Annotated in this window: 24 protein-coding genes; 17 read left to right on the top strand and 7 right to left on the bottom strand. The window is 70.0% G+C overall.

The window, feature by feature from the left end; genetic code table 11:
* Nucleotides 1-495: 495 nt before the first annotated feature.
* The 3 genes from O1Q03_RS37905 to O1Q03_RS37895 form a co-directional block, all read right to left on the bottom strand.
* The gene (locus O1Q03_RS37905; RefSeq protein WP_269510814.1) at nt 496-765 is read right to left on the bottom strand and encodes a hypothetical protein; all 270 of its coding nucleotides are present in this window, start codon (nt 763-765) and stop codon (nt 496-498) included.
* Between the two features lie 96 nt (nt 766-861).
* Nucleotides 862-1,677, bottom strand: a complete 816-nt coding sequence (locus O1Q03_RS37900; RefSeq protein ID WP_269510812.1) for a family 1 encapsulin nanocompartment shell protein — start codon at nt 1,675-1,677, stop codon at nt 862-864.
* Nucleotides 1,670-2,755: a Dyp-type peroxidase gene (locus O1Q03_RS37895; protein ID WP_269510810.1), complete on the bottom strand. Its 1,086-nt coding sequence runs from the start codon at nt 2,753-2,755 to the stop codon at nt 1,670-1,672. Before O1Q03_RS37895 ends, O1Q03_RS37900 begins: the two co-directional genes overlap by 8 nt.
* Before the next feature lie 480 nt (nt 2,756-3,235).
* Between O1Q03_RS37895 and O1Q03_RS37890 the strand changes: the two genes are divergently transcribed.
* Nucleotides 3,236-3,688 carry a phosphate-starvation-inducible protein PsiE gene (locus tag O1Q03_RS37890; RefSeq protein ID WP_269510808.1) on the top strand — a complete coding sequence of 151 codons (453 nt, stop codon included), beginning with the start codon at nt 3,236-3,238 and terminating at the stop codon, nt 3,686-3,688.
* A gap of 147 nt (nt 3,689-3,835) precedes the next feature.
* Nucleotides 3,836-4,291, top strand: a complete 456-nt coding sequence (locus O1Q03_RS37885; protein WP_269510806.1) for a DUF1269 domain-containing protein — start codon at nt 3,836-3,838, stop codon at nt 4,289-4,291.
* Nucleotides 4,292-4,482: 191 nt separating this feature from the next.
* On the opposite strand, the gene O1Q03_RS37880 is transcribed toward O1Q03_RS37885, so the two are convergent.
* Nucleotides 4,483-4,671, bottom strand: coding sequence for a hypothetical protein (locus O1Q03_RS37880; RefSeq protein ID WP_269510804.1), 189 nt, complete (start codon nt 4,669-4,671; stop codon nt 4,483-4,485).
* Nucleotides 4,672-4,790: 119 nt separating this feature from the next.
* On the opposite strand from O1Q03_RS37880, the gene O1Q03_RS37875 reads away from it, so the two are divergent.
* Nucleotides 4,791-4,952 (top strand): hypothetical protein, encoded by a 162-nt coding sequence (locus O1Q03_RS37875; RefSeq protein ID WP_269510802.1) that lies wholly within the window; start codon nt 4,791-4,793, stop codon nt 4,950-4,952.
* Nucleotides 4,949-6,373, top strand: coding sequence for an aminotransferase-like domain-containing protein (locus O1Q03_RS37870; RefSeq protein ID WP_269510800.1), 1,425 nt, complete (start codon nt 4,949-4,951; stop codon nt 6,371-6,373). The genes O1Q03_RS37875 and O1Q03_RS37870 overlap by 4 nt, the downstream gene beginning before the upstream one ends.
* Before the next feature lie 57 nt (nt 6,374-6,430).
* On the opposite strand, the gene O1Q03_RS37865 is transcribed toward O1Q03_RS37870, so the two are convergent.
* Nucleotides 6,431-7,591, bottom strand: a complete 1,161-nt coding sequence (locus O1Q03_RS37865; RefSeq protein WP_269510798.1) for an NAD-dependent formate dehydrogenase — start codon at nt 7,589-7,591, stop codon at nt 6,431-6,433.
* A 242-nt stretch (nt 7,592-7,833) separates the two neighbouring features.
* Here O1Q03_RS37865 and O1Q03_RS37860 point away from each other — a divergent pair, with 242 nt between their 5' ends.
* Nucleotides 7,834-9,372: an FAD-dependent oxidoreductase gene (locus O1Q03_RS37860; protein WP_269510796.1), complete on the top strand. Its 1,539-nt coding sequence runs from the start codon at nt 7,834-7,836 to the stop codon at nt 9,370-9,372.
* 241 nt (nt 9,373-9,613) lie between these two features.
* The gene (locus tag O1Q03_RS37855) at nt 9,614-9,808 is read left to right on the top strand and encodes an enoyl-ACP reductase (protein ID WP_269510794.1); all 195 of its coding nucleotides are present in this window, start codon (nt 9,614-9,616) and stop codon (nt 9,806-9,808) included.
* Nucleotides 9,809-9,819: 11 nt separating this feature from the next.
* On the opposite strand, the gene O1Q03_RS37850 is transcribed toward O1Q03_RS37855, so the two are convergent.
* Nucleotides 9,820-10,038 (bottom strand): DUF6566 family protein, encoded by a 219-nt coding sequence (locus O1Q03_RS37850; protein WP_269510792.1) that lies wholly within the window; start codon nt 10,036-10,038, stop codon nt 9,820-9,822.
* 235 nt (nt 10,039-10,273) lie between these two features.
* Between O1Q03_RS37850 and O1Q03_RS37845 the strand changes: the two genes are divergently transcribed.
* The 4 genes from O1Q03_RS37845 (at nt 10,274) to O1Q03_RS37830 (ending at nt 13,140) form a co-directional block, all read left to right on the top strand.
* On the top strand, nt 10,274-10,855 hold the full coding sequence (locus tag O1Q03_RS37845) for a MarC family protein (protein ID WP_442865923.1): 582 nt from the start codon (nt 10,274-10,276) through the stop codon (nt 10,853-10,855).
* 42 nt (nt 10,856-10,897) lie between these two features.
* The gene (locus O1Q03_RS37840) at nt 10,898-11,359 is read left to right on the top strand and encodes a hypothetical protein (protein WP_269510788.1); all 462 of its coding nucleotides are present in this window, start codon (nt 10,898-10,900) and stop codon (nt 11,357-11,359) included.
* A gap of 213 nt (nt 11,360-11,572) precedes the next feature.
* Nucleotides 11,573-12,778, top strand: a complete 1,206-nt coding sequence (locus tag O1Q03_RS37835; protein ID WP_269510786.1) for a zinc-dependent alcohol dehydrogenase — start codon at nt 11,573-11,575, stop codon at nt 12,776-12,778.
* Between the two features lie 29 nt (nt 12,779-12,807).
* Complete coding sequence (locus tag O1Q03_RS37830) at nt 12,808-13,140, top strand: four-helix bundle copper-binding protein (protein ID WP_269510784.1); 333 nt, start codon at nt 12,808-12,810, stop codon at nt 13,138-13,140.
* Between the two features lie 22 nt (nt 13,141-13,162).
* Here the strand turns inward: O1Q03_RS37830 and O1Q03_RS37825 are convergent, their stop codons facing one another.
* Entirely contained in the window at nt 13,163-14,752 is a 1,590-nt protein-coding gene (locus tag O1Q03_RS37825; RefSeq protein ID WP_269510782.1) for a PAS domain-containing hybrid sensor histidine kinase/response regulator, read from the bottom strand.
* Between the two features lie 295 nt (nt 14,753-15,047).
* Here O1Q03_RS37825 and O1Q03_RS37820 point away from each other — a divergent pair, with 295 nt between their 5' ends.
* The 7 genes from O1Q03_RS37820 to O1Q03_RS37790 form a co-directional block, all read left to right on the top strand.
* A complete protein-coding gene (locus tag O1Q03_RS37820; protein WP_269510780.1) occupies nt 15,048-15,422 on the top strand; it encodes a chemotaxis protein in 375 nt (124 codons plus the stop codon).
* A 405-nt stretch (nt 15,423-15,827) separates the two neighbouring features.
* Entirely contained in the window at nt 15,828-16,985 is a 1,158-nt protein-coding gene (locus O1Q03_RS37815) for a BON domain-containing protein (RefSeq protein ID WP_269510779.1), read from the top strand.
* A gap of 47 nt (nt 16,986-17,032) precedes the next feature.
* Nucleotides 17,033-19,870 carry an ABC transporter transmembrane domain-containing protein gene (locus O1Q03_RS37810; protein WP_269510778.1) on the top strand — a complete coding sequence of 946 codons (2,838 nt, stop codon included), beginning with the start codon at nt 17,033-17,035 and terminating at the stop codon, nt 19,868-19,870.
* Nucleotides 19,812-20,339 carry a hypothetical protein gene (locus O1Q03_RS37805; protein ID WP_269510777.1) on the top strand — a complete coding sequence of 176 codons (528 nt, stop codon included), beginning with the start codon at nt 19,812-19,814 and terminating at the stop codon, nt 20,337-20,339. Before O1Q03_RS37810 ends, O1Q03_RS37805 begins: the two co-directional genes overlap by 59 nt.
* A gap of 179 nt (nt 20,340-20,518) precedes the next feature.
* Nucleotides 20,519-21,268: an SDR family oxidoreductase gene (locus O1Q03_RS37800; RefSeq protein WP_269510775.1), complete on the top strand. Its 750-nt coding sequence runs from the start codon at nt 20,519-20,521 to the stop codon at nt 21,266-21,268.
* Nucleotides 21,259-21,870 carry a D-glycero-alpha-D-manno-heptose-1,7-bisphosphate 7-phosphatase gene (locus O1Q03_RS37795; RefSeq protein WP_269510773.1) on the top strand — a complete coding sequence of 204 codons (612 nt, stop codon included), beginning with the start codon at nt 21,259-21,261 and terminating at the stop codon, nt 21,868-21,870. Before O1Q03_RS37800 ends, O1Q03_RS37795 begins: the two co-directional genes overlap by 10 nt.
* The coding region (locus O1Q03_RS37790) for a glycosyltransferase family 9 protein (protein WP_442865922.1) at nt 21,867-22,430 on the top strand (564 nt) is incomplete at its 3' end. The genes O1Q03_RS37795 and O1Q03_RS37790, both read left to right, overlap by 4 nt.

Genomic DNA, 22,430 nt, shown 5'->3' with positions numbered 1-22,430 from the left:
GCCCGGTCGCGCAGCGCGCGCCGGTGCGGTGCCCGGCCGTGGCCGATGCCGGCAGCACCGGTGCGGCGCGTAGCCCGCGGCATCACTGCGACTGCGTTCAAAATAGCGAATCGGCCGCAGGCGTCCAAGACACAGTTCCGCGCCGGCCCGGCCGCGAATTGCACCCTCACATGCGCGCGTGCACGTGCAGCAAGGAGTACAGCGTCGCGCGCATGCGGCTGCGGCGTGCGCAACGGGGAAGCATGCCGGCGCGCGACGCGCGCGAAGCGCGGTGCGACATTGGCGCGCAGGGGGCCGGCGGACGGCCGGCGCGAACGGAGGTGCGGGAGGAAACGCGGTGCGCACGCAGCGGCGCGATGGTGCGGTGCGGCAGCGTACGCGCGCGCGTTACGTCGCGCCGCGCGCGCAGCGTGGCCGCTGCGCGGCGCGGAGCCGTTGATGGGGAGGGTGGGTTGCACGGTGCGCGCCCGACCGGGCGCAACCGTGGTGCGGGTGTCAGTCCGTGAGTGTCATCGCGAGCCGTTGCCGCGCGACCTGCCTCACGTACGTCGACAATGACGCATTTTGCAGACCATTGGCCCAGACGGAGAACGAATCCTCGATCAGGTTGCGGGTGTCGGGCGGCAGCTCGGCCAGCATCAGCGACACGACGGTGAACAGCACGGCGGTGTCGCCGGCCTCGCGGCTTGCGTTGGCGTCGAGGGTCTGCTTCAGAGTGTCGATCGACGCTTGCAGTGCCTGTAGTGCTTCATTCGATTCGCTCATTTCACGCTCCATGCAGGATGGTACGGTTGGCGACGAACGTGCGGCCGGCAACGCGGCCGGTGCGCGCGACGCCCGGCAGGCATCGCGCGCGGGACGTCAGGCCGCCGCGCTGGCCTGCGGCGCCACGGCCACCGATGCCTCGCTCGTCAGCATCAGGAACGTGTACGTTTCGCGCAGGTACAGGCGGACGACCTTGTCGGTATGGCTCGTGTAGCCGATCGACACGTCTTCGCCGAGGTGCAGCTCGTAATCGCCGCCGCGCGTGGACAGCACGCAGCCGCCGCTGATCGCCGGCGCCCAGATGATCTCGCCGCTGACGATCCGCTTGATGTGGCCGAGCACCGGGTAACCCTGGTCGCGCGCCTCGCTGAGCGCCGTGTACGCGTCGGAGCCGAGCACGACGGTGTACGGGCCGTCGACACCGGCGAGCCGCAGCGCTTCCAGCGCGTCGCTGATCGCGTCCGGATACGCGCTGACGTCGGTCGGCAGCGTCAGCTTGCGGTTCGACGTGCCTTCGCGGATGCCGACGATGCCGGCGGCCGGGTAGCCGTCGAAGATCGCGGCGTCTTCCGCGAAGGCCAGCCGCTGTGCGGCGTCCTTCGCCGGCTGCCAGTCGGCGTCGCGCGCGCCGCGCTCGACGCTGTCGATCGCATCGCGGCTCAGCTCGAACGGCACCGTCAGCTCGACGATCGTGCGCACTTCGCGCAGCCGCGCGCTCACCAGCTCGCGCGGCGCGGTCACGTCGAGCAGGTGCCCGGTGCCGACCGCCGACAGCTCGGGGCCCGCCGGGCCTTGGACGTCGACCACGCGGCGCCCGGCCACCGAGCGCTTGAAGGTGCGTGCGACTTCTTCCTCGATCTGTTCCCAGGCCGACGACGAGATCGGTGCGAGTTCGCGGTGCAGGTTATTCATAGGCTTTGGCTCCTTTCAGCGATCCGATGTTCAGCGAGCCGTCACGGCGCGACTCGGGGGATGCGGGTTGCGGCCGGGACGGCGGCGCAGCGGCGGCGTCGGCATCGGCCGGCGCCGGGCGATCGGCGAGCGCTTCGAGCAGGTCGGCCGACGGCACGAAGAACAGCGAGCCGGTGACCGCGCGGCTGAAGTCGAGCAGCCGGTCGTAGTTGCCGGGCGGGCGGCCGACGAACATGTTCTCGAGCATCTGCTCGATCGGCGCCGGCGAACGCGCGTAGCCGATGAAATAGGTGCCGAATTCGCCGGAACCGGGCCGCCCGAACGGCATGTTGTCGCGCAGGATCTTCACTTCCTGGCCGTTTTCGTCGAGCGTGGTCAGCGAGCTGTGCGAGCACGACGGCTTCACGTCCGGCGCGAGCTCGATGTCGGACAGCTTCGTGCGGCCGATGATGCGCTCCTGCGTCTCGACCGGGAGCGCGTTCCAGCCGGCCATGTCGTGCAGGTACTTCTGCACGATCACGTAGCTGCCGCCCGCGAACTCGGGATCCTCGTCGCCGATCACCGTGAAGTCGACCGCGTCGCGGCCTTCCGGGTTCTCGGTGCCGTCGACGAAGCCGATCATCGCGCGCTGGTCGAAGTTGCGGAAGCCGTGCACTTCGTCGACGACGGTGACCGCGTCGCCGAGCGCGTTGAGCAGTTGCGTCGCGAGTTCGAAGCACAGGTCCATCGCGTCGGCGCGGATGTGCAGCAGGATGTCGCCGGGCGTCGCGATCGCGACGCGCTGGCCGGCGCCGAATTCGCGGAACGGATGCAGCGACGCGGGGCGTGGCTCGCCAAACAGCGCATCCCATGCGTCGGAGCCGAAGCCGCACACGCACGACAGGTTGCCGTCCGGCACGCGCTTGCCGACCGAGCGCACCAGCGCGGCGATGTCGCCGCACCATCCGCGGATCGTATCGGCGCGCTCGGCGCCCGGGTTGACGGTGGCGACGAGGAAGATCGCGCTGCGCGTGATCGGGCTGTGGACATTCTGGGGAAGCGGGGGACGGGTTTGCATCGCGGCCTGCCGGTCAGTCATGTCGGGACGAACGGCCCGCGGATGCCGCGGCGCGCGAACGCGAACGGTTGGACTGTGTCATGCGACTGTTCTCTTTGTGACATGCGGATGAAGGACGTTGCGCGGGCATCGCGCAACGGGCCGCAGCGGCGGCGGCCTGCCGCCCGGGCGCGAAAAGGGGGAGGCAGACAGGATGGCCGCGTTCGCCCGGCGCGTGGCTGTTCCGCACCGCGTAACGTCGTCGAGCATGCAATCTAGCAGCTTCGGCGGGTCTTTGGAACACGTATCGTCAATCTGTCATTCGAACGGGTCAAGCAACGGACCCTTTGTGCGGGCTTCGCGCGGCTGTGCTCCTGACGCGCGCGGCGCTGTGCTCTTGAGGCCGCGTGGCGCGCGCGGTAGATTGGGCTCGCTCGCGATTCGCGACGATGCGCGCGCCGGTGCAGCCGGCGGCGGCGCTGCTTTCCGGTCCCCGTCATTCCATCGCCCGACACGTCGAACATGTCCACCGCTTCCTGGCCGCTGGCCGAACACCTTCGCCGCCGCTTCGGCCATTTCCTGCACGCCGCCGAGCTGGGCGGACTGATCGTGATCGGGCTCGCGACGGTGTTCGCGATGGTGCAGGAGGCGTGGAAGGTGATCGTGGCGGGCGAGGTGTCGCTGACCGATCTGCTGCTGATGTTCCTGTATCTCGAAGTGCTCGCGATGGACGTGCGCTATCTGCGGCTCGGCCGCCTGCCGGTGCGTTTTCCGCTGTTCATCGCGATGACGTCGCTCGCACGGGATCTGATCCTGCGCGGCGCAACCGACAGCCCCGAGCGCATGCTGATGACCACGGTCGGGATCGTGCTGCTCGCGGTGGGCGTGCTGATCCTCAGTTTCGGGCAGCACCGGTTTCCGATCGAGGCCGACGACGCTGCCGACGCCGGCGACGATGCGCACGCGCGCAGGTAAGCGGGCGGGGCCCGACGCTGCATCGCACGGCGGCGGGTCGCGGCGTCGAATAGTTGAATACCGGGCGCAATGCATGCGGCCCGACTCGTACGCGGATGATCGTCGGCCGGCGGCCGCCGCCCGGATCGTCACTGCAGGAGGTATCGAATGGCCAGGCAACTGATCGTCGCCGTGTTCGGCAACGCCGACATGGCCCGTCGCGCGGCGAAGGATTTCGACGCACTGTCGGAGAAGAACGCAGGGTTTCATGTCGATAACGGCGTCGCCGTTGAAAAGGACGCAGCGGGCAAGCTCGTCGTGCTCGACGCCGAAGCGCCGCCGTTCAAGGGCGGGCTGATCGGCGCGCTCGCGGGCGGCCTGCTCGGAATGCTCGCCGGGCCGCTCGGTGTCGTGACCGGCATGGCGGCCGGCGCGGGGCTCGGCACCGTCGCCGACGCGGCCGGCCATGCGATGCTCGACGGCCGCTTCGTCGAGTCGGTCGCGGCGCAGCTCGTGCCCGGCAGCGCCGCGGTGATTCTCGAAGCGGAAGAGGCCACGCCGTTCTCGGTCGACAACGTCGTGACGGGGTTCGGCGGCAAGGTCGTTCGTCACGCGCTTGGGTAGGCGGGGGCGTGCGTGGATGGCCGGCGGCGTGGATGCGGTGCGCATTGCGCGTGGCGGCGCGTCGGCGTCGCGGCGAGGCTGGCGCTGTTCTTCTTGGGATCGTGCGGTCGTGCAATCGCGGCTGCGATCGTCGATGCGGCGGGCGGCCTGCGATCCGGCTTGCTCGCGTAGTCGAGTCGGGTGCTGGCGATTCACCGCAGACTCAGCGAGCTGATCGAATCGAACCGCGGCGTTCGTTCCCGACGAAGGTCGTCGACGAATGAACGCGGCCGATTGATCTTCGCGTCGACGACATCGCCGACGCGGATACATTCGGACACCGCGAATGCCCGCACGCGCATGGCGTTGTCGCTGGCCGCCGCGACGATCGCGAACGCCACGACAACACCGCGTGCCGCCGTCCTTCCATCTGTTCACCACGCCCGCGCGATTTGGCGTTTCACCGCCAAACTGTCACTTACATTCGCCGAAATGACGCAGTAGGATGCCGGACCCTGTCATGATGGATTTCGCATTGCTATCCGCCTTCAATTTCGCTAACGGACGACGCTCGAACCGGAACGCCCGCGACCGCGCACGGCTGTCCGGCTTCCCGCATCGGCGCGGCATGCTCGCCGATGCATCGCGGGCCGGTTCACCGCTGGCGGGGCGAGGCGGATGAAGCTCTACGAAAAGTTCGCGAACGACATAGAGAGACTCATCCGGCAACGCGTGTATCGACACGGCGATCGCGTACCGTCGGTACGGCAGGCGAGCCAGCAGCACCGGATCAGCATCACGACCGTGCTGCATGCGTACCTGCTGCTCGAAAGCCGCGGGTTGCTGGAGAGTCGTCCGCAGTCGGGTTACTTCGTGAACCTGCGCAACGACGACGGCCATGCGCCGGTGCGCGAGCTGAGGCCGTCGAAGCCGATCGCGATTTCGTCGTCGGTCGACATGAGCCGGCTCGTGCTGTCGACGCTGCGCTCGATCGGCACGGACGACGCGGTGCCGCTCGGCTCGCCGTATCCGGACCCGAGCCTGTTTCCGTTCGAGAAGCTGAACCGCTATGCATACGCGGCCGGCCGCGACAAGTCGTTGTGGGGCGTGACGGACGGGCTGCCGCCCGGCCATCCGCGATTGATCCGTCAGATCGCGCGCCGCTATCTGGAGAACGGGATGTCGGTGGACCCGAACGAGATCATCGTGACGGTGGGCGCGACCGAGGCGATCAATCTGTGTCTGCAGGCGGTCGCGAAGCCGGGCGATACGATTGCGGTCGAGTCGCCGACGTTCTACGCGATGCTGCACGCGATCGAACGGATGGGGATGAAGGCGATCGAGGTGGCGACGCACCCCGAATACGGAATCGACATCGCGGCGCTGGCGGCGATCGCGAAGTCGCAGTCGATCGCCGCGTGCATGGTGATGCCGAACTTCCAGAACCCGCTCGGCTTCCAGATGCCCGACGAGCGCAAGCGCGAACTGGTTGAATTCGCAACGAAGGCCGATCTGCCGATCATCGAGAACGGCGTGTACAACGAACTGTATTTCGGCAATACGCATCCCAGTGCGCTGAAGTCGTACGACCGCAGCGGCATCGTGCTGCATTGCGCGTCGTTTTCGAAGAGCCTCACGGCCGCATACCGGATCGGCTGGGCATTGCCGGGCCGCTATCGGGAGCAGGTCGAGAAGCTGAAGTTCCTGAACACGCTGGCGACGCCGTCGATACCGCAGCTCGCGATTGCCGAGTTTCTCGAACGGGACGGTTACGAGCATCACTTGCGGCGCATTCGCAAGGCCTATGCACAGCAGGCGAACCTGATGCGTGCGATGGTGTCGCGGTTCTTCCCCGAAGGCACGCGCATCTCGAGCCCGGCGGGCGGCTACGTGCTGTGGGTCGAGTTGCCGGCGCAGGTCGATGCGATGCGGCTGTACCAGCTTGCGCTGGAGCAGGGGATCACGATCGGGCCGGGCTACATGTTCTCGATCACGGACAACTACCGGAACTTCATCCGGCTGAACTACAGCAGCCCGTGGTCGCCGGAGATCGAGCGCGCGGTCGTCACGGTCGGCAAGCTCGCGACCGTGTGCGTGGGCTGACCATGACCATGACCGTGACCGTGACCGTGATCGCGCGGCGCAGGCTCGCGCTCACGCTCAGGTGAGCCGATACGACTGCTTGCCCGTTCCCGCGAGCGCGCCGCCGTCGACGATCAGGTATTCGTCGCGGATCGGCTTTCCGTCGAACCAGTCCTGCAGGATCTCCAGCGTGCCGGCCGCATAGCGCGCCTGGGCCGACAGCGACGTGCCCGAGATGTGCGGCGTCATCCCGTTATAAGGCATCGTGCGCCACGGATGATCGGCGGACGCCGGCTCCGGAAACCAGACATCGCCGCCGTAACCGGCCAGATGCCCGGATGCGACGGCACGCACGACCGCATCGCGCTCGACCAGCTTCGCGCGCGCGGTGTTGATCAGGTACGCGCCGCGCTTCATGCGCGCGATCATCGCCGCATCGAACAGGTGTTCGGTCGACGGATACAGCGGAATCTGCAGGCTCACGATATCGACCGCGCTCGCGAGCGATGCCGCGTCGTCGTGCCAGGTCAGCGCGAGTTCCTGCTCGATCGCGGCATCGAGCGGGTGGCGCTGCGTGTAGTGCAGGTGCAGCCCGAACGGCTTCAGCCGGCGCAGCACCGCGAGGCCGATACGTCCCGCGCCGACCGTGCCGAAATGCATCCCTTCGACGTCGTAGCTGCGCGACACGCAATCGGCGATGTTCCAGCCGCCTTGCTGCGCGATCGCGTGCGACGGCAGATAGTTGCGCACCAGCGCGAGTGTCGTCATCACGACGTGTTCGGCCACGCTGATGCTGTTCGAGCCCGTGACTTCGGCGACGGTGATGCGCGCGCGTGCGGCCGCGTCGAGATCGACGTGATCGGAGCCGATGCCGGCCGTCAGTGCGAGCTTGAGTTTCGGCGCCATCGCGATACGTTCGGCGCTCAGGTAGGCCGGCCAGAACGGCTGGGAAATCACGACGTCCGCTTCAGGCAGACGGCGTTCGAACTCGGAGTCGGGGCCGTCCTTGTCGCTCGTCACGATCAGCGTGTGGCCGTGCGCTTGCAGATAGCCGCGCAGCCCGAGCGCGCCGGATACGCAGCCGACGAGTTCGCCGGGCCGAAAGCCGGGCGGGCCGGCCGGCGTCGGCGCGGTTTGCCCGTCGGCGTACCGCGTGATGACCGCAACCGCGTCACGCGCGTAGCGCGGCGGATAGCCATCGACGGGATCGGGATAGAGCACGCACAGCACGGTAGCCATCGGGTAGCGCCTCCTCGTGACGGGATGAAGGGCAGACGCGGCACGCGGATTGCTTGGCTCGGCGGCACGCCCGCACGCGCGGGCGGTGTGCTGCGCCGCAACGTGGATCACGTTGTACGCCGGTCGCGGATCGCGTACAAGCTACAGTCCGCGTCTGCGTGCGCTGCGGGGCGTCTGTACCTGTTCTTTTCGGGAAGGACGCCGATAATGGGATCGTTACCTCACGCGCAGGGAGCCACGCCATGTCCGGAAGCGACGCTTCGTCTTCACGTCCCGATCTCGCGCAGGGGATCGCACTCGACGACATTGCCGACGGCGCGATGATCGAGGGCCATGTCGGCGACGCCGCCGTGTTGCTCGTGCGCCGCGCCGACGAACTGTTCGCGCTCGGCGCGCAATGCACGCATTACGGCGCACCGCTCGCCGAAGGGCTGCTGGTCGGCGACACGATTCGTTGTCCGTGGCATCACGCGGCGTTCTGCCTGCGTACCGGCGCCATGCAGCGCGCGCCCGCGCTCGATGGATTGACGTGCTGGCGCGTCGAGCGTCGCGATGGCCGCGCGGTCGTGCTCGATGCGCGGCCGGCCGCGGCGCCGCCTGCGTTGAATGCGGCCGGGCTGCCCGACTCGGTGGTGATCGTCGGCGGCGGCGCGGCCGCGATCGCGGCGGCCGTGACGCTGCGCGAGGAAGGTTACCCGCACGCGATCACGCTGCTGAGCGCCGATAGCGAGCCGCCGTACGACCGGCCGAATCTGTCGAAAGATTACCTGGCCGGCACGGCCGAGGCCGACTGGCTGCCGCTGCGCGGTGCCGCGTTCTATACCGACCAGCGCATCGACGTGCGCTGCGGCACGCGCGTCGCGCGCATCGACCCGGCACAGCGCGCGGTCGAGCTGGCCGACGGCAGCCGGATTGCATACGGCGCGCTGCTGCTCGCCACCGGCGCGGAGCCGAACCGGCTGGCCGTGCCGGGCGCCGAGCTGCCGCACGTGTGCGTGCTGCGCTCGCGCGCCGATTGCGACGCGCTGATCGGCAAACTGAAAACGGCCACGCGCTGCGTCGTGGTCGGCGCGAGCTTCATCGGCCTCGAAGCGGCGGCCGCGCTGCGTACGCGCGGGCTCGACGTGCACGTCGTCGCGCCCGATGCACATCCGATGGCGCGCGTGCTCGGCGAAGCGCTCGGCGACACGCTCCGCGCGCTGCACGAATCGCACGGCGTGGTGTTCCATCTCGGCGCGACGCCCGCGCAGATCGCGCCGGATCGCGTGACGCTGTCGAACGGCGACGTGCTGCCGGCCGACGTCGTGCTGGTCGGCATCGGCGTGCATCCGAACGTCGCGCTCGCGCAGGACGCGGGCCTCGCCATCGACCGCGGCGTGACGGTCGACCGCTTCCTGCAGACGAGCGCACCGGGCGTCTATGCGGCCGGCGACATCGCGCGCTGGCCCGATCCGCTGACGGGCGAGCACATTCGCGTCGAGCACTGGGTTGTCGCCGAGCGGCAGGGCATCGCCGCCGCGCGCAACATGCTCGGGCAGCAGCGGCCGTTCGACGCGGTGCCGTTCTTCTGGACCCAGCATTACGACCTGACCGTCCGCTATGTGGGACATGCGGAGCAATGGGATCGCGTCGAGATCGACGGCGACCTGCGCGCGCATGACGGTTCGGTGACGTACTGGCGCGGCAACGCGCGGCTCGCGGTCGCGACGATCGGCCGCGATCTCGAGTGCCTGCGCGCGGAAGAAGCGCTCGAGCGGCAGGGGGCGGTGGCGCACGAGTGACGCCGGGTATGACACGGCGATGCGCGGCCGGATCCCGCCACGTCGCCCGAAGCGCGCGCTGTACCCCGCCCGGCACGCGATGCAGCGCCTATCACCGACTGTACCTTGACCGCCCCATCCCGATGCCGCACGCTCCGCGATGTGCACGCCGACGCACAACCCGCGCACGCGTGCCGATCTGGTTGCGCACGCAACTATCACCGCGACGCGCGAAGCGGCCCGGAACCGGACAGGAAACCGAATGGAAAAGTATCTCGTCGAGACCGTGCTCAACGCGATTGCCGAGCGCATCATCGGCCACCGCGTGATCGACGCCGACACGGCGGCATCGACCTCGGTCGAGCTGACGCTGGACGACGTGTCGCGGCTGATGCGCGGCGCGTTCGAGGCCGGCCAGTCGGTGCGCGCACCGACGCGGCCCGGCGCCGGGCGATGAACCGCGTGCGGCTAGCGCTCCCGCGTGCGGATCATCACGCGGCCCTGATCGATCCCGCCGCGCAGCGCTTCCTCGCACGTGAGCCATTCGGGCGTGACGAGTTCGGGAGCAGGGAGATCGACCGGCACGCCGTCGCGGAAGATCCGCACCTGCGCGACCCACGCGCCGTTCGCGTTGCGCGTCGCATCGACGCGGATCTCGTGATCCATGTACGTATCGCTTGCTTGCATCGGTCAGGGCCCTCCGTCATGCGTGAGCGGGGATGCGACGGCGCGTGTCGCGCGATCTCGATCGAGCCGCCGCGCGGGCCGCCGGCAGCGGTGCGTCGATCGTAGCAGTATCGTGCGGCGCATGCATCGGTCCCGCATCGAAACCTTCGTGCGAATCATCCCGCCACGACGGAGCACGCACGTGAACGTCGACCTGACTTTCTCCATCAAGGTGTTCGCGGCGCTGTTCGCGATCATGAACCCAATTGCGAACGTGCCGGTGTTCCTGTCGTTGACGGAAGGCGCGACCGACGACGCACGGCGCAAGGTCGCGCTGACGGCCGCGATCGGCGTGACGATCGGCTGCATCGTGTCGGCGGTCGCGGGCGGCGCGATCCTGCACGCGTTCGGCCTGACGATCGACGATTTCAGTCTCGCGGGCGGGCTGCTCGTGCTGCTGATCGCGCTGTCGATGCTGCATGGCGCGCCGAGCCGTCAGCATTCGCCGGGCGACGGCGAAGGCGCGGATGCGGCCGGCGCCGACAGTATCGCGATCTATCCGCTGACGATTCCGCTGCTGGTCGGCCCCGGCACGATCGCGACGATGATCGTGCTCGGCCACACCGCGTTCGCGAGCGGGCAGGAGCTCGCGTTCGCGCTCGGGCTCGTCGCGTTCCTGCTGCTGCTGAGCGCGGCGCTGCTGGCCGCGCCGTTCATCGGCCACTATCTGTCGCCGCGCGTGACGGCCGTCACGCAGCGGCTGATGGGGATGATTCTCGCGGCGATCGCGATGCAGATGATCATCGCGAGCCTGAAGATCGCGTTCGGCCTGCATTGAATGCGGCGCGCACGGCTACCGGTGCGCGCCAGGGAGTCACTGATGAATACGTTGATCGTGGTGTGCTATCCCGACCTGGACACGGCCCGACGCGTGGCCGCCGAACTGCAGACGTTGCGCGCGCGTGGCGTCGTGTCGCCGACGGGCGTCGTGATCGTTCAGTGCGCGGCCGACGGACAACTGCACACGCAGACGGTCGGGCGCGGCCACGCTACATCCGGCTCGCTGGTCGGCCGCGCGCTCGAGCGCGTCGAAGCGGCGTTCGATGCGTCGCGCGAGCGGCCCGTGGACGACGCGCTGATCGATCGCATCGCGCGCAACGCGCGGCCGGACACCGTGTCGGTGGGGCTGGCCGCGACGCAGCTCGACGTCGTCGCGCTGAGCGCGGCGCTTGCGCCGTTCGGCGGTGAAGTGACCGACACGACTTTGTCGATCGACGACGAACTCAAGCTCGTCGAAGCGATCTCGAAGCGGGGCGACGGCGGCGCGCCAGCGGCCGACTGATTGCACCCGCAGGCCGCACGCCGCACGCCGCACGCCGCGCGCCAGTCGCCCCGCTCAATGCGCAGGCGCCCCCGCTCCGCGCCTGCCGCGCGAAGCTTGCAAAATCCTCGCGTACTCCCCCAGCCACCCTGCCGCCGCCCACGGGCGCGGGCCTTGCTCGAACGGCATGACGGTCAATTGCACCGTTTCCGCTTTCGACAAGGAGGGCCTGACATGAAAGCAGTCGTATTTCACGGCATCGGCGACATTCGCATCGATACGGTGCCCGACCCGGAAGTCGCGCACGCGACCGACGCGGTCGTGCGCCTGACGGCCAGCGCGATCTGCGGCACCGACCTGCACATGGTGCGCGGCACGCTTGGCGGAATGAAGCCGGGCACGATTCTCGGTCACGAAGGCGTCGGCATCGTCGAAGCCGTCGGGCGCGACGTGCGCAACCTGCGGCGCGGCGATCGCGTGCTGATTCCATCGACGATCGCATGCGGCAGCTGCGTGTACTGCCGCGCGGGCTATACCGCGCAATGCGACGTCGCGAACCCGGGCGGCCCGCGCGCGGGCACCGCGTTCTATGGCGGCCCGGCGGACTCCGGCCCGTTCGACGGGCTGCAGGCCGAATACGCGCGCACGCCGCTTGCGAACGCGAGCCTGATCCGGTTGCCCGACGAGCTCGACGACGACCGCGCGATCCTGCTGTCCGACATCTTTCCGACCGGCTATTTCGGCGCGCAACTCGCGGAGGTGAAGCCGGGCGACACGGTCGCCGTGTTCGGCGCGGGGCCGGTCGGCCAGTTCGCGATCGCGAGCGCGAAGCTGATGGGCGCGGGGCGCGTGATCGCGATCGACCGCATTGCATCGCGGCTCGAGATGGCATGCGCACAGGGCGCGGAGACGATCGACTTCTCCGAGGAAGACCCGGTCGACACCGTGTTGCGCCTGACCGGCGGGATCGGCGTCGATCGCGTGATCGATGCGGTGGGCGTGGATGCGATGCGCGCGACGCAGGGGCCGGCGGCCGCCGACCGCGACGCGGCACGCGCGTTCGACGCGGAACTCGACGCGGTCGCGCCGCGCCGCAAGCCGGACGGCCGCAACTGGGTGCCGGGCGACGGGCCGTCGCAGGTGCTGCAGTGGGCGGTGCGCGCGGTCGCGAAGGCCGGCACGGTTTCGGTGATCGGCGTGTATCCGCCTCAGGCGCGCGTGTTCCCGATCGGCGAGGCGATGAACCGCAACCTGACGATCAAGATGGGCAACTGCAATCACCGGACGATCGCGCCGCAACTGATCGAGCTGGTGCGCAGCGGTGCGTTCGATCCGGCGTCGGTGCTCACGCGCTGCGAGCCGCTGACCAACGCGATCGACGCGTATCGCGCGTTCGACGTACGCGAGCCCGGCTGGATGAAGGTGAAGCTGACCCCATGACGAACCCGACCACCACGAGGAGTGCCGCGATGAGCGAACTGAACGATCGATACGACACCTGCATGGCCGCGTGCGATGCATGCGCACACGCATGCGATGCGTGTACGGCCGGATGCATCACGGAACCCGACGCGCACGTACTGGCCGCGTGCATCGCGCTCGACATCGACTGCGCGCAGCTGTGCCGCTTCGCGTCGGGCGCGATGGCCCGCCGCAGCACGCTCGCGCCGCAGGTGTGCGCGCTGTGCGCGCACGCGTGCGACCGGTGCGCGGCGGAATGCCGGCAGCATGCGCACGAACACTGCCGCCGCTGCGCGCTCGCGTGCGATGCATGCGCGGCGATGTGCCGCGCGATGGCGTGAACGTCGGGTGTCGTGGCCGCGCTTACGGCGTGCCGTGGACCTTGCGGCCGACGCGCTGCAACAGCGCGTCGAGCACCGCCATTTCGACGGGCTTCACGAGGTGCTCGTCGAAGCCCTCGCTCGCGGTGCGCGCCAGGTCGGACTCCGCCGCGTGGCCGGACAGCGCGACGCACGTCATGCCGGCCAGCGCGTCGATCCCGCGCAGTGTGTGCAATAGCGTGTAGCCGTCGACGTCGGGCATCGACAGGTCGATGAACATCAGGTGCGGAACGGTGTCGCGCGCGAGCGCCAGCGCATCCTCCGCGTTGTACGCGACGCGCGGCACGTGCCCCTTCACCTGCAGCAGCACGGCGAGTGTGTCGGCGGCGTCGCGGTTGTCGTCCACGATGACGATGCGCAGCGGCGCGGCGGTCGGCTGCTCGCGTACGCGCGGCGCCGGTGCTTCGTCCGGCGCGGTGCGCTGCGTAGGTTCCACCGGCAACTGTACGGACAACGTCGCGCCGTGACCGGGGCCGTCGCTGCGCGCCGTGATGATCCCGCCGTGCAGTTCGACGAACGACCGGCAGATCGCGAGACCGAGGCCGAAGCCGTCGGACGGGCGGCGGCCCGGCCCGCGTTCCTGCTCGAACAGGTCGAAGATCGATTCGAGCGAGCCGGCCGCGATGCCGACGCCGTGATCGGTCACGCGAATCGTGACGATTGCGCCTTCGACACTGGCGTCGACGTCGATGCGGCCGCCGCGCGGCGAGAACTTCGACGCGTTGTCGAGCAGGTTGTGCAGCACCTGCACGAGCCGTCCGGCGTCGCCGCGCACGACGACGGGGTCGGGCGGCAGGTCGACGCGAATGTGCTGCGCGCGGGTGGCCAGCTTCGGCTGGATGCTTTCGACGCCGCGGCACACCAGGTCGCGCACCGTGACGGGCGCATTGTCGAGTTCGAGCTTGCCGGCCGTGATGCGGCCGACGTCGAGCAGATCGTCGACGAGCCGCGTCAGTTGCGCGACCTGACGGTTCACGGCGTCGCGGCACTGCGCGAGCCCGGGGGCCGGGTCCGGCAGCGTCTGCAGCACGCCGACCGAATGGCGCAGCGGCGCGAGATGGTTGCGCAGCTCGTGCGCGAGCATCGCGATGAACACGCTGAGCCGATGCGTCGACGCTTCCAGTTCCGCGAGCCGCTTGCGCTCGGTCATGTCGCGCGTGATCTTGATGAAGCCGGCCAGCTGGCCGGTGTGGTCATGCACGGCCGTGATCGTCACGTTCGCCCAGAACATCGAACCGTCCTTGCGCACCCGCCAGCCTTCGTCCTCGAAGCGGCCGTGCGCGATCGCTTGTCGGAGCCCGAATGCGGGGCGTCCGGCGGCTGCCGCCTCGGACGGGTAGAAGCGCGAGAAATGGTGGCCGATGGTCTCGGCCGGGCGATAGCCCTTGATGCGTTCCGCACCCGCGTTCCATGTGGCGACGTTGCCGTGCGGGTCGAGCATGAAGACCGCGTAGTCGGTGATCGCGTCGACGACGGTCTCGAAACGGAACTCGGCGAAACGGTGCAGGAGGTCGCGCGCATCGGCTGGGCCGAGCGGCGGATGCGGATCGGGAATGGCGTGGTCTTTCGTCATCGAACGGCAACTCGAATACGGGCGGGGGAACCCACCGTGCCGCCGCGAAGCGAGCCGGCAGCGGCAAGTCAAACGGATTGGCACTGCAAAAGCATAGGGCAACTCAAAACTGCGACGCAATCTGTGCGCATCCTATGTGCCCCCGCGCACACAACTCGGGAAATCCCCGGCGCGGCAGGCTGGTTTGCCGCGACGTGGCATGCCGTTTGCATCGACGGTCGACATGCCCGCCGCGGGCCCGTCCAGCGCGGATGTCCGCCCGGGGCGCGGGCCGACGCTATACGAGGACATCGACATGAACAGCACCCTGAATCCCGACAACGAACCGGTCGGCCCGGACGACGAGAACGCGCGGCGCGGTCGCGACGGCCGCGCGCTGGGGCCCAGCGACTCGTCCGACAGCGGCAGCGACACGGCCGGCGCGCGGCGCCATCCGTTCGACGTCGATTCGCCGCTCGACGAGCATGCACTGGAGCGCGGCGACGCGGCGCTCGACAGCGACACGGACCGCGCGGGCACCGGCGAGCGCGCGTCGGCGGACGGCGACTCGACGCTCGAGGAGGGCGCCGACATCGAGCCGGACCGCACCGAGCGGCTGAGCGAGCCGGGGCGCATCGACGATCCCGACGCGCCGGATGAGCCCGACGAATCGGGCGTGGGCGGGGCGTAGGGCGGTCGCGCCGCATCGCTCTGCGCAAAAACTGCAATGGCGTTGCAGATAGGGGCGCCCGGCTAGGGGCGCCCGGCCAGGGGCGCCCGGCCAGGGGCGCCCGCCCAGGGGCGTCCGGCTAGGCGCGCCCGGCTAGGCGTGCCCGGCCAGGGGCGTCCGGCCACGGGCGTCCGGCCAGGGGAGCCTGGCAAAGCGCGTCCGGCGAGGGGTGCTCCGCGAGGGGTGCTCCGTCACCTACGCCGATCGATGAGTGCCGGATCGCTGCGCGCCGATCGCACCCCCGCGCCGCGCTCGACATCCGCGGCGCGCACGGCGCGGCGGCACATGATTTGCAACGCCCCGACCGACACACGCCGCGGCACGGCATGGGGCCGCGTGGCACTGGCGCGATCAAGGAGAGACACCATGGAACGACGATATCCCGGACGACCGGGCGGCCGCGGCGGCGCGCCCGACTGGCAGGAACGCAACGAACGCGCGTACCGGGGCGTGGGGCGCGGGATCCCGGACGACCCGTCGCTGCGGCCCGACGAAGACTATGAATCCGCGTACCGGCGCTTCGCGAGCGAAGACGTCGGCCCCGAAGACTGGGGCAGCGAATGGAGCGAACGCTCGGCGCGCTCGGCGGCCGAGCGCGGCCGTGGGTCCGGCGACTGGCATGGCGGGCCCGGCGGCCCGCGCGATCCGGCGTGGGAGGCCCAGCGCGGCCAAAGCCATTCCGGGCAGCGTTCCGAGGGTGGCCCCGCACGTGACACGCGCTACGGCGGCGGCCAGCCCCAATACCGCGGCCATCACCGGATGGGCTGGTACGGCGGCGAACGAGAGTACGACCCGCGGGATTCGCGGTATCAACGCGACCCGCGCGACCCGCGAGATGCACGCGACCCACGCGACCCACGCGATCCACGCGGTCAGCGTCGCGCCGACGCACCGGATCTGTCGCGTTTCGGCGGCGATCCGGAACGCGAGGCGCTGCGCTACCGGCGCGGGCCGAAGGGTTATACGCGCTCGGACGAGCGGATTCGCGAGGACGTGTGCGAGCGGCTCGCGCACGCGCTGGAAATCGACGTGAGCGACGTCACCGTGCAGGTGAGCGAAGGCCGCGTCGAGCTGGACGGCACCGTGCCGGCCCGCTGGATGAAGCACGACATCGAGGATATCGCCGACGACTGCACGGGCGTGCGCGACGTCGAGAACCGCGTGCGCGTGCGCCGCGACGGCGAGCACGACACGGGGATGGTGCTGCATCCGGCACAGCGCACGGTCACGCCGACGCAACCGCCTGCGCGCGATCCCGAGCCGGGCAGCGGTGCCGGCTCCAGTTCAGGCTCGAGTTCAGGCGCCGGCGCCAGGCCCGGCGGCGGTTCCGCGTCCAGCTCCGTCCCCGGCTTCGGCGCCAGTTCAGGTTCGGGCTCCGGCTTCGGCTCCAGCTCAGCTTCGGGCACAGGCTCCGGCTTGGGCTCCAGTTCAGGTGCGGGTGCAGGGTCCGGCTCCGGCTCCAGTTCAGGTACAGGTGCCGGTGCAGGCTCCGGCCAGGACCGCGATCGCGAACCGCGCCATTGACGGCCGATGCGCGGGACGACCCGACCTCGAGCGCAGGCATCGCGCGCATGACGACCGGCACTGACGACACGTCGCGCGAAGACCGCGACGCGCGCGACGATCGCGACGACCGCCGCAATCGCCGCAATCGCCGCCCCCGCACCGGACGCGGCCTGCGGCGGCGCATCGCCGTCGAGCTGTGGCGCGCGATCTGGCATTACCGCGCGCGCGTGCTCGGGGCGATCGCGCTGCTGGTCTGCGCGAAGGCGGCGGCCGTATCGGTGCCGCTGCTGCTCAAGGACATCGTCGACGGGCTCGGCCGCGCGGCCGGCCAGCCGATCGCGCTGCCGGTGCTGCTGCTGTTCGCGTATGCGGTCGTGCGCTTCGCAGCGAACGCGCTGAACGAAGTGCGCGACATGACCTTCGTGCAAGTTACGCAGCACACGGTCGCGTCGTTTACCGTCCGCACGTTCGGTCACTTGCACCGGCTCGGCGCGCGCTTTCATTCGCAGCGCGAGACGGGCGCGGTGGTGCGCGACCTCGAAAAAGGCACGGCCGGCATCGGCTACCTGCTCGGCGTCGCGGTGTTCACCGTCGTGCCGACCGCGCTCGAGATCGGCTCGGTGCTGGTGATCGTGGTCGTCAAGTACGGCGGCGGCTTCACCGGCATCATCTTCGTCACGTTCGCCGTCTATGCGGCCTATACGGTCGTGTTCACACGCCGGCGGATGCGCTATCAGCGGCGCGTGAACGCGCTGGAAGCCGAATCGAATGCGCGCGTGGTCGACAGCCTGCTGAACGTCGACACCGTCAAGTACTTCGCGCGCGAGGACGTCGAACGCGACCGGCTCGACCGCGTGCTCGACGAATGGCGCGAAGCCGGCGTCGACAACCAGTACGCGCTGTCGACGCTGCACATCGGGCAGAGCGCGTGCATTGGCGCGGGCATCGCGGCGGTGATGCTGCTCGCGGGCCAGTACGTCGCGCGCGGCACGATGACGGTCGGCGACCTCGTGCTGATCAACGCGTACATCATCCAGATCAGCCTGCCGCTGAACGCGCTCGGCTTCGTGTTCCGCGAGGCGAACGACGCGATGACCAACATCGAGCGCCTGTTCGGGCTGCTGGACGCGCGCGGCAAGCCGGGCGAGGACGGCGACGCGCCCGGCGCGCAGCCGCTGGTGGTGCGCGGCGGCGCGATCGAGTTCGCGCATGTCGACTTCAGCTACGAGCCGAGCCGGCAGATCCTGTGGGACGTGTCGTTTCGCGTCGAACCCGGGCAGTCGGTCGCGGTGGTCGGCGGCAGCGGCTCGGGGAAGTCGACGCTCGCGCGGCTGCTGTTCCGGCTGTACCAGCCCGATGCGGGCACGATCCGGATCGACGGGCAGGACCTGCGCCTCGTCACCGAGCGCAGCCTGCGCGACGCGCTCGGCATCGTGCCGCAGGACACCATCCTGTTCAACGACACGCTCGCCTACAACATCGCGTACGGCAAGCGTGACGCGACGCGCGGCGAAGTGATCGCGGCCGCGCGCAGCGCGCAGCTCGACGCGTTCATCGAACGGCTGCCCGACGCGTACGACACGCGCGTCGGCGAGCGCGGCGTGCGGCTGTCGGGCGGCGAGCGGCAGCGCGTCGCGATCGCGCGCGCGCTGCTGAAGGCGCCGCCGATCGTCGTGTTCGACGAGGCCACGTCGGCGCTCGACACGCGCTCGGAGCGCGCGATCCAGCAGGAGCTGACGCGCGTCGCGCAGCACCGCACGAGCCTGATCATCGCGCACCGGCTGTCGACGATCGCCGATGCGGACCGGATCCTGGTGATGGAGTACGGCCGGCTCGTCGAACAGGGCTCGCACGAGGCGCTGCTGGCCGCCGGCGGCGTGTACGCGCAGATGTGGTCGTTGCAGGCCCAGCAGCGCGAACTGGAGCGCACCGAAGCGAAGTTCGCGCGCCAGCCGGTGCGGATCAACCCGCTCGTGTCGCAGGTGCTCGACTCGCTGGCTGACGCGGCCGCGCAGCGCGGCGTGCCGGTGTTTCGTCATTTGTCGGACGAAGACCTGGTCGTGAAGGCCGACCCGGCCGCGCTGCGGCGCTTCGTGTGGGCGCTGTGCCGCGCCGGCGTCGATGCGGGCGGCGGCGGTCAGGTCGAGGTGCACACCGCGCGCCACGACCCCGAGGCGCGGATCACGATCACCTGTGCGGGCGTCGACGCGCCCGAGCTGTCGCTGGTCGATCTCGAACACCTGCAGACCGCGATCGAGGACGCGGGCGGCTATGTCGTGCGCGAACGCAACGACATCGGCGTGACGCTGCACCTGTCGCTCCCGGTATGCGCGGTGGCACCGGCGTCGATGCAACCCGCGGACGCCATGCCGGATCCGGGCGCGGGAGCCGGCCCGGATCCCGGTTCGGCCCACGACACGAAACCGCTCGACGGCGTGCGCATCGCGTGCGTCGACGACCACGACGAGGCGCGCGAAGCGCTGACCGAGCTGCTGAAGGCGGCTGGCGCGGACGTGCAGGCCTACGCGTCCGGGCAGGCGCTGCTCGACGATCTGTCGCGCATGCGCCGCGCGGACTGGCCGGCGCTGCTCGTATGCGACATCGACCTCGGCGACGACGAGGAAGACGGCTACACGGTGATGAGCCGCGTACGCCGGCTCGACGCCGACCGGCCGCGCGGCGAGCGTGCGCCGCTCGAAGCGCTCGCGCTGTCCGGCCATGCGCGCGAGCGCGACCGCACGCGCGCGGTCGAAGCCGGTTTCCATGCGTACCTGACCAAGCCCGCGGTAGCGGCCGACCTGATCGCGGCGCTGCGCGCGCTCGCGTTTTCCTCTGGAGAGATCCATGCCCAACGTTCTGAAACCGACGACACCCGCAGCCCTGACCGAGCGCCGCGGCGGTAGCGCGTTCGCCGATCGCCAGGCGGCGGTCGCCGCCGTCGAGCTGCTGCTGCCGACGCTGTCCGCCGCGTTGCAGAGCGACTTCGTCGGCGACAGCGGCTGCCTGCACATCGTGATCATGGACCCGGCGCTCGGGCCGCGCGATGCGGCGTTCGAGGACGCGATCCTCTACGAATTCTCGCTGCCCGACCCGAAGGACTGGGACGCCGACTATCGCGCGTATGCGCGCGCGAAGGCGCGGCTGTCGTGGGAAACCGGCCGCGACGGCCACGTGATACAGGCGCTCGAGCCGTACCGGCTGCGCGCGGGCGACACCAACCTGTGGGGCGCCGTCGCGCAGCACGGGATCGTGGTGGGCGTGTCGGGCGCGCAGCCGTGGTTCGACGAGGCGTTCGCCGGCTGCATCGCGCACTGCCTGCGCGCGCTCGCGAAGCACCGCGCGCAGGCGACGCCGGACGGCCTCGCGATCTGAGCGCAGCCGACCCGGCACGTTTTTACAGGAACTTATAAAAAAGCCAGCGCCGGCGCGCGACGGCTCGACACCGCCACGGTACGCGCAGACGGGCACGGTTCTCGCTGTACCTCTCCTGCCGACGCTTGTCCAGACAAGCGTTCCCGCCACGATTCTTTGCACGCCGACAGGAGGTGTACGTGAACGCGACCCAGGATTCAGCCCTAGCGCCGCTCGCCGGCCGCACCGCACTCGTGACGGGGGGCGGCCGCGGTCTTGGCGAGGCCATCTGCGAGGAGCTCGCGCAGCACGGCGCGCACGTGATCGTCGCCGATCTCGACGGCGATCGCGCGACGGCGGTCGCGCAACGCCTCGAGCGGCATGGCGGGCAGGCGGTCGGACGGCCGCTCGACGTGCGCGACGAGGCGTCGGTGCTGCAGGTGATCCAGGATGCGCGCGAAGCGCTCGGCGATATCGACGTGGTGGTGAACAACGCGGCGATCGACGTGACCGCGCCGATCGACGACGTGAGCGTCGCGGCGTGGCAGCAGGTGATGATGACGAACCTGTTCGGCCCGTACCTGATATGCCACGCGGTCGTGCCGATGATGAAGGCGCGCGGCCGCGGCCACATCGTCAACATCGCGTCGACCGCGGCGAAGCGCGCGTGGCCGAATGCGTCCGCGTATCACGCGACGAAGTGGGGCCTCCTCGGGCTGTCGCATGCGCTGCATGCGGAATTGCGCCCGGCCGGCGTGAGCGTGTCGGCGATCGTCGCGGGCGGGATGCGCACGCCGTTCCTGCTCGACCGCTTCCCCGACATCGACGAGGACACGCTGCAGCCGCCGGAGCACGTCGCGGCCGCCGTGCGTTTCGTGCTCACGCAGCCGCCCGGCACGGTCGTGCCGGAAGTGATGGTGCTGCCGATGAAGGAGACATCATGGCCCTGAAGCGCGAACGGCGGCTACCCGGCGCCGTGCTGCTCGACAAGGACGGCACGCTGCTCGTCGACGTGCCGTACAACGTCGATCCGGCGCGCATGCAGCTCGCGCCGGGCGCCGCGCGCGCGCTGCGCACGCTCGGCGCGATGGGCATGCCGATCGCCGTGGTGTCGAACCAGCCGGGCGTCGCGCTCGGCCGCTTTACCGAAAAAGAGCTTGGCGCGGTCCGCCAGCGTCTCGCCGAGCTGTTCGAAGCGAACGGCGCGACGCTGGCGGATTTTTTTTACTGCCCGCACCACCCGGCCGGCAGCGTGCCGCGCTACAGCTGTGACTGCGTGTGCCGCAAGCCGCGCCCGGGCATGGTGCGGCGCGCGCTCGCCACGCTCGGCGCCGTCGCCGAGTGGAGCTGGATGATCGGCGACATTCTCGACGACGTCGAAGCCGGCCGCGGCGCACGCTGCACCACGATCCTCGTCGACCGCGGCAACGAGACCGAATGGCGGCTCGATGCCGCGCGCACCCCGCACCACGTCGTCGATCGCATCGATGTCGCCGCCGACATCGTCATGCGCGAGGCCGCGCGTCGCCACGGACTGTGGGTGCGGCGATGAGCGCCGCCTGGGATCGTGCGCGCCGCATCCTGTGCGTGCGGCTCGACAGCCTTGGCGACGTGCTGATGACGACGCCCGCGCTGCGTGCGCTGAAGGAGAGCGGCAGCGGCCGCCGGCTCACGTTGCTGACGTCGCGCACCGGCGCCGCGCTGACCCAGCACCTGCCGATGGTCGACGACGTGTGGACCTACGACGCGCCGTGGGTCAAGCATCCGGACGCGCGCGGCGATCCGGTCGCCGATCTCGACATGATCGACCAGCTGCTGTCGGGCCGCTTCGACGCGGCCGTGATCTTCACCGTCTACAGCCAGAGCCCGCTGCCGGCCGCGATGATGTGCTGGCTCGCCGGCATCCCGTTGCGGCTCGCGCATTGCCGCGAGAATCCTTACGAACTGTTGACCGACCGCGTGCCGGAAACCGAGCCCGACCAGCACGTGCGCCACGAGGTCGCGCGCCAGCTCGCGCTGGTGCGCGCGGTCGGCGCGAAGACGTCCGACTGGCGCATGGCGTTCGAGCCGGGCGACGCCGCGCGGCGCGCGGTGCACGGGCGGCTGCGCGCG

The sequence above is a fragment of the Burkholderia sp. IMCC1007 genome (genome assembly GCF_027257875.1).
Lineage (GTDB): Bacteria > Pseudomonadota > Gammaproteobacteria > Burkholderiales > Burkholderiaceae > Burkholderia.
Note: the sequence above shows the minus strand (reverse complement) of the source record. Positions and strands in the feature narration are given on the sequence as shown.

Excerpts from the sequence above, each read along its gene's own strand:
- O1Q03_RS37825 (WP_269510782.1), bottom strand. The coding sequence starts at position 14,752 with ATGACGAAAGACCACGCCATTCCCGATCCGCATCCGCCGCTCGGCCCA.
- O1Q03_RS37855 (WP_269510794.1), top strand. The coding sequence starts at position 9,614 with ATGGAAAAGTATCTCGTCGAGACCGTGCTCAACGCGATTGCCGAGCGC.
- O1Q03_RS37875 (WP_269510802.1), top strand. The coding sequence starts at position 4,791 with ATGATGGATTTCGCATTGCTATCCGCCTTCAATTTCGCTAACGGACGA.
- O1Q03_RS37840 (WP_269510788.1), top strand. The coding sequence starts at position 10,898 with ATGAATACGTTGATCGTGGTGTGCTATCCCGACCTGGACACGGCCCGA.
- O1Q03_RS37795 (WP_269510773.1), top strand. The coding sequence starts at position 21,259 with ATGGCCCTGAAGCGCGAACGGCGGCTACCCGGCGCCGTGCTGCTCGAC.
- O1Q03_RS37860 (WP_269510796.1), top strand. The coding sequence starts at position 7,834 with ATGTCCGGAAGCGACGCTTCGTCTTCACGTCCCGATCTCGCGCAGGGG.
- O1Q03_RS37850 (WP_269510792.1), bottom strand. The coding sequence starts at position 10,038 with ATGCAAGCAAGCGATACGTACATGGATCACGAGATCCGCGTCGATGCG.
- O1Q03_RS37835 (WP_269510786.1), top strand. The coding sequence starts at position 11,573 with ATGAAAGCAGTCGTATTTCACGGCATCGGCGACATTCGCATCGATACG.
- O1Q03_RS37865 (WP_269510798.1), bottom strand. The coding sequence starts at position 7,591 with ATGGCTACCGTGCTGTGCGTGCTCTATCCCGATCCCGTCGATGGCTAT.
- O1Q03_RS37845 (WP_442865923.1), top strand. The coding sequence starts at position 10,274 with ATGAACCCAATTGCGAACGTGCCGGTGTTCCTGTCGTTGACGGAAGGC.
- O1Q03_RS37890 (WP_269510808.1), top strand. The coding sequence starts at position 3,236 with ATGTCCACCGCTTCCTGGCCGCTGGCCGAACACCTTCGCCGCCGCTTC.
- O1Q03_RS37885 (WP_269510806.1), top strand. The coding sequence starts at position 3,836 with ATGGCCAGGCAACTGATCGTCGCCGTGTTCGGCAACGCCGACATGGCC.
- O1Q03_RS37830 (WP_269510784.1), top strand. The coding sequence starts at position 12,808 with ATGAGCGAACTGAACGATCGATACGACACCTGCATGGCCGCGTGCGAT.
- O1Q03_RS37900 (WP_269510812.1), bottom strand. The coding sequence starts at position 1,677 with ATGAATAACCTGCACCGCGAACTCGCACCGATCTCGTCGTCGGCCTGG.
- O1Q03_RS37905 (WP_269510814.1), bottom strand. The coding sequence starts at position 765 with ATGAGCGAATCGAATGAAGCACTACAGGCACTGCAAGCGTCGATCGAC.
- O1Q03_RS37820 (WP_269510780.1), top strand. The coding sequence starts at position 15,048 with ATGAACAGCACCCTGAATCCCGACAACGAACCGGTCGGCCCGGACGAC.
- O1Q03_RS37895 (WP_269510810.1), bottom strand. The coding sequence starts at position 2,755 with ATGACTGACCGGCAGGCCGCGATGCAAACCCGTCCCCCGCTTCCCCAG.
- O1Q03_RS37805 (WP_269510777.1), top strand. The coding sequence starts at position 19,812 with ATGCCCAACGTTCTGAAACCGACGACACCCGCAGCCCTGACCGAGCGC.
- O1Q03_RS37810 (WP_269510778.1), top strand. The coding sequence starts at position 17,033 with ATGACGACCGGCACTGACGACACGTCGCGCGAAGACCGCGACGCGCGC.
- O1Q03_RS37870 (WP_269510800.1), top strand. The coding sequence starts at position 4,949 with ATGAAGCTCTACGAAAAGTTCGCGAACGACATAGAGAGACTCATCCGG.
- O1Q03_RS37815 (WP_269510779.1), top strand. The coding sequence starts at position 15,828 with ATGGAACGACGATATCCCGGACGACCGGGCGGCCGCGGCGGCGCGCCC.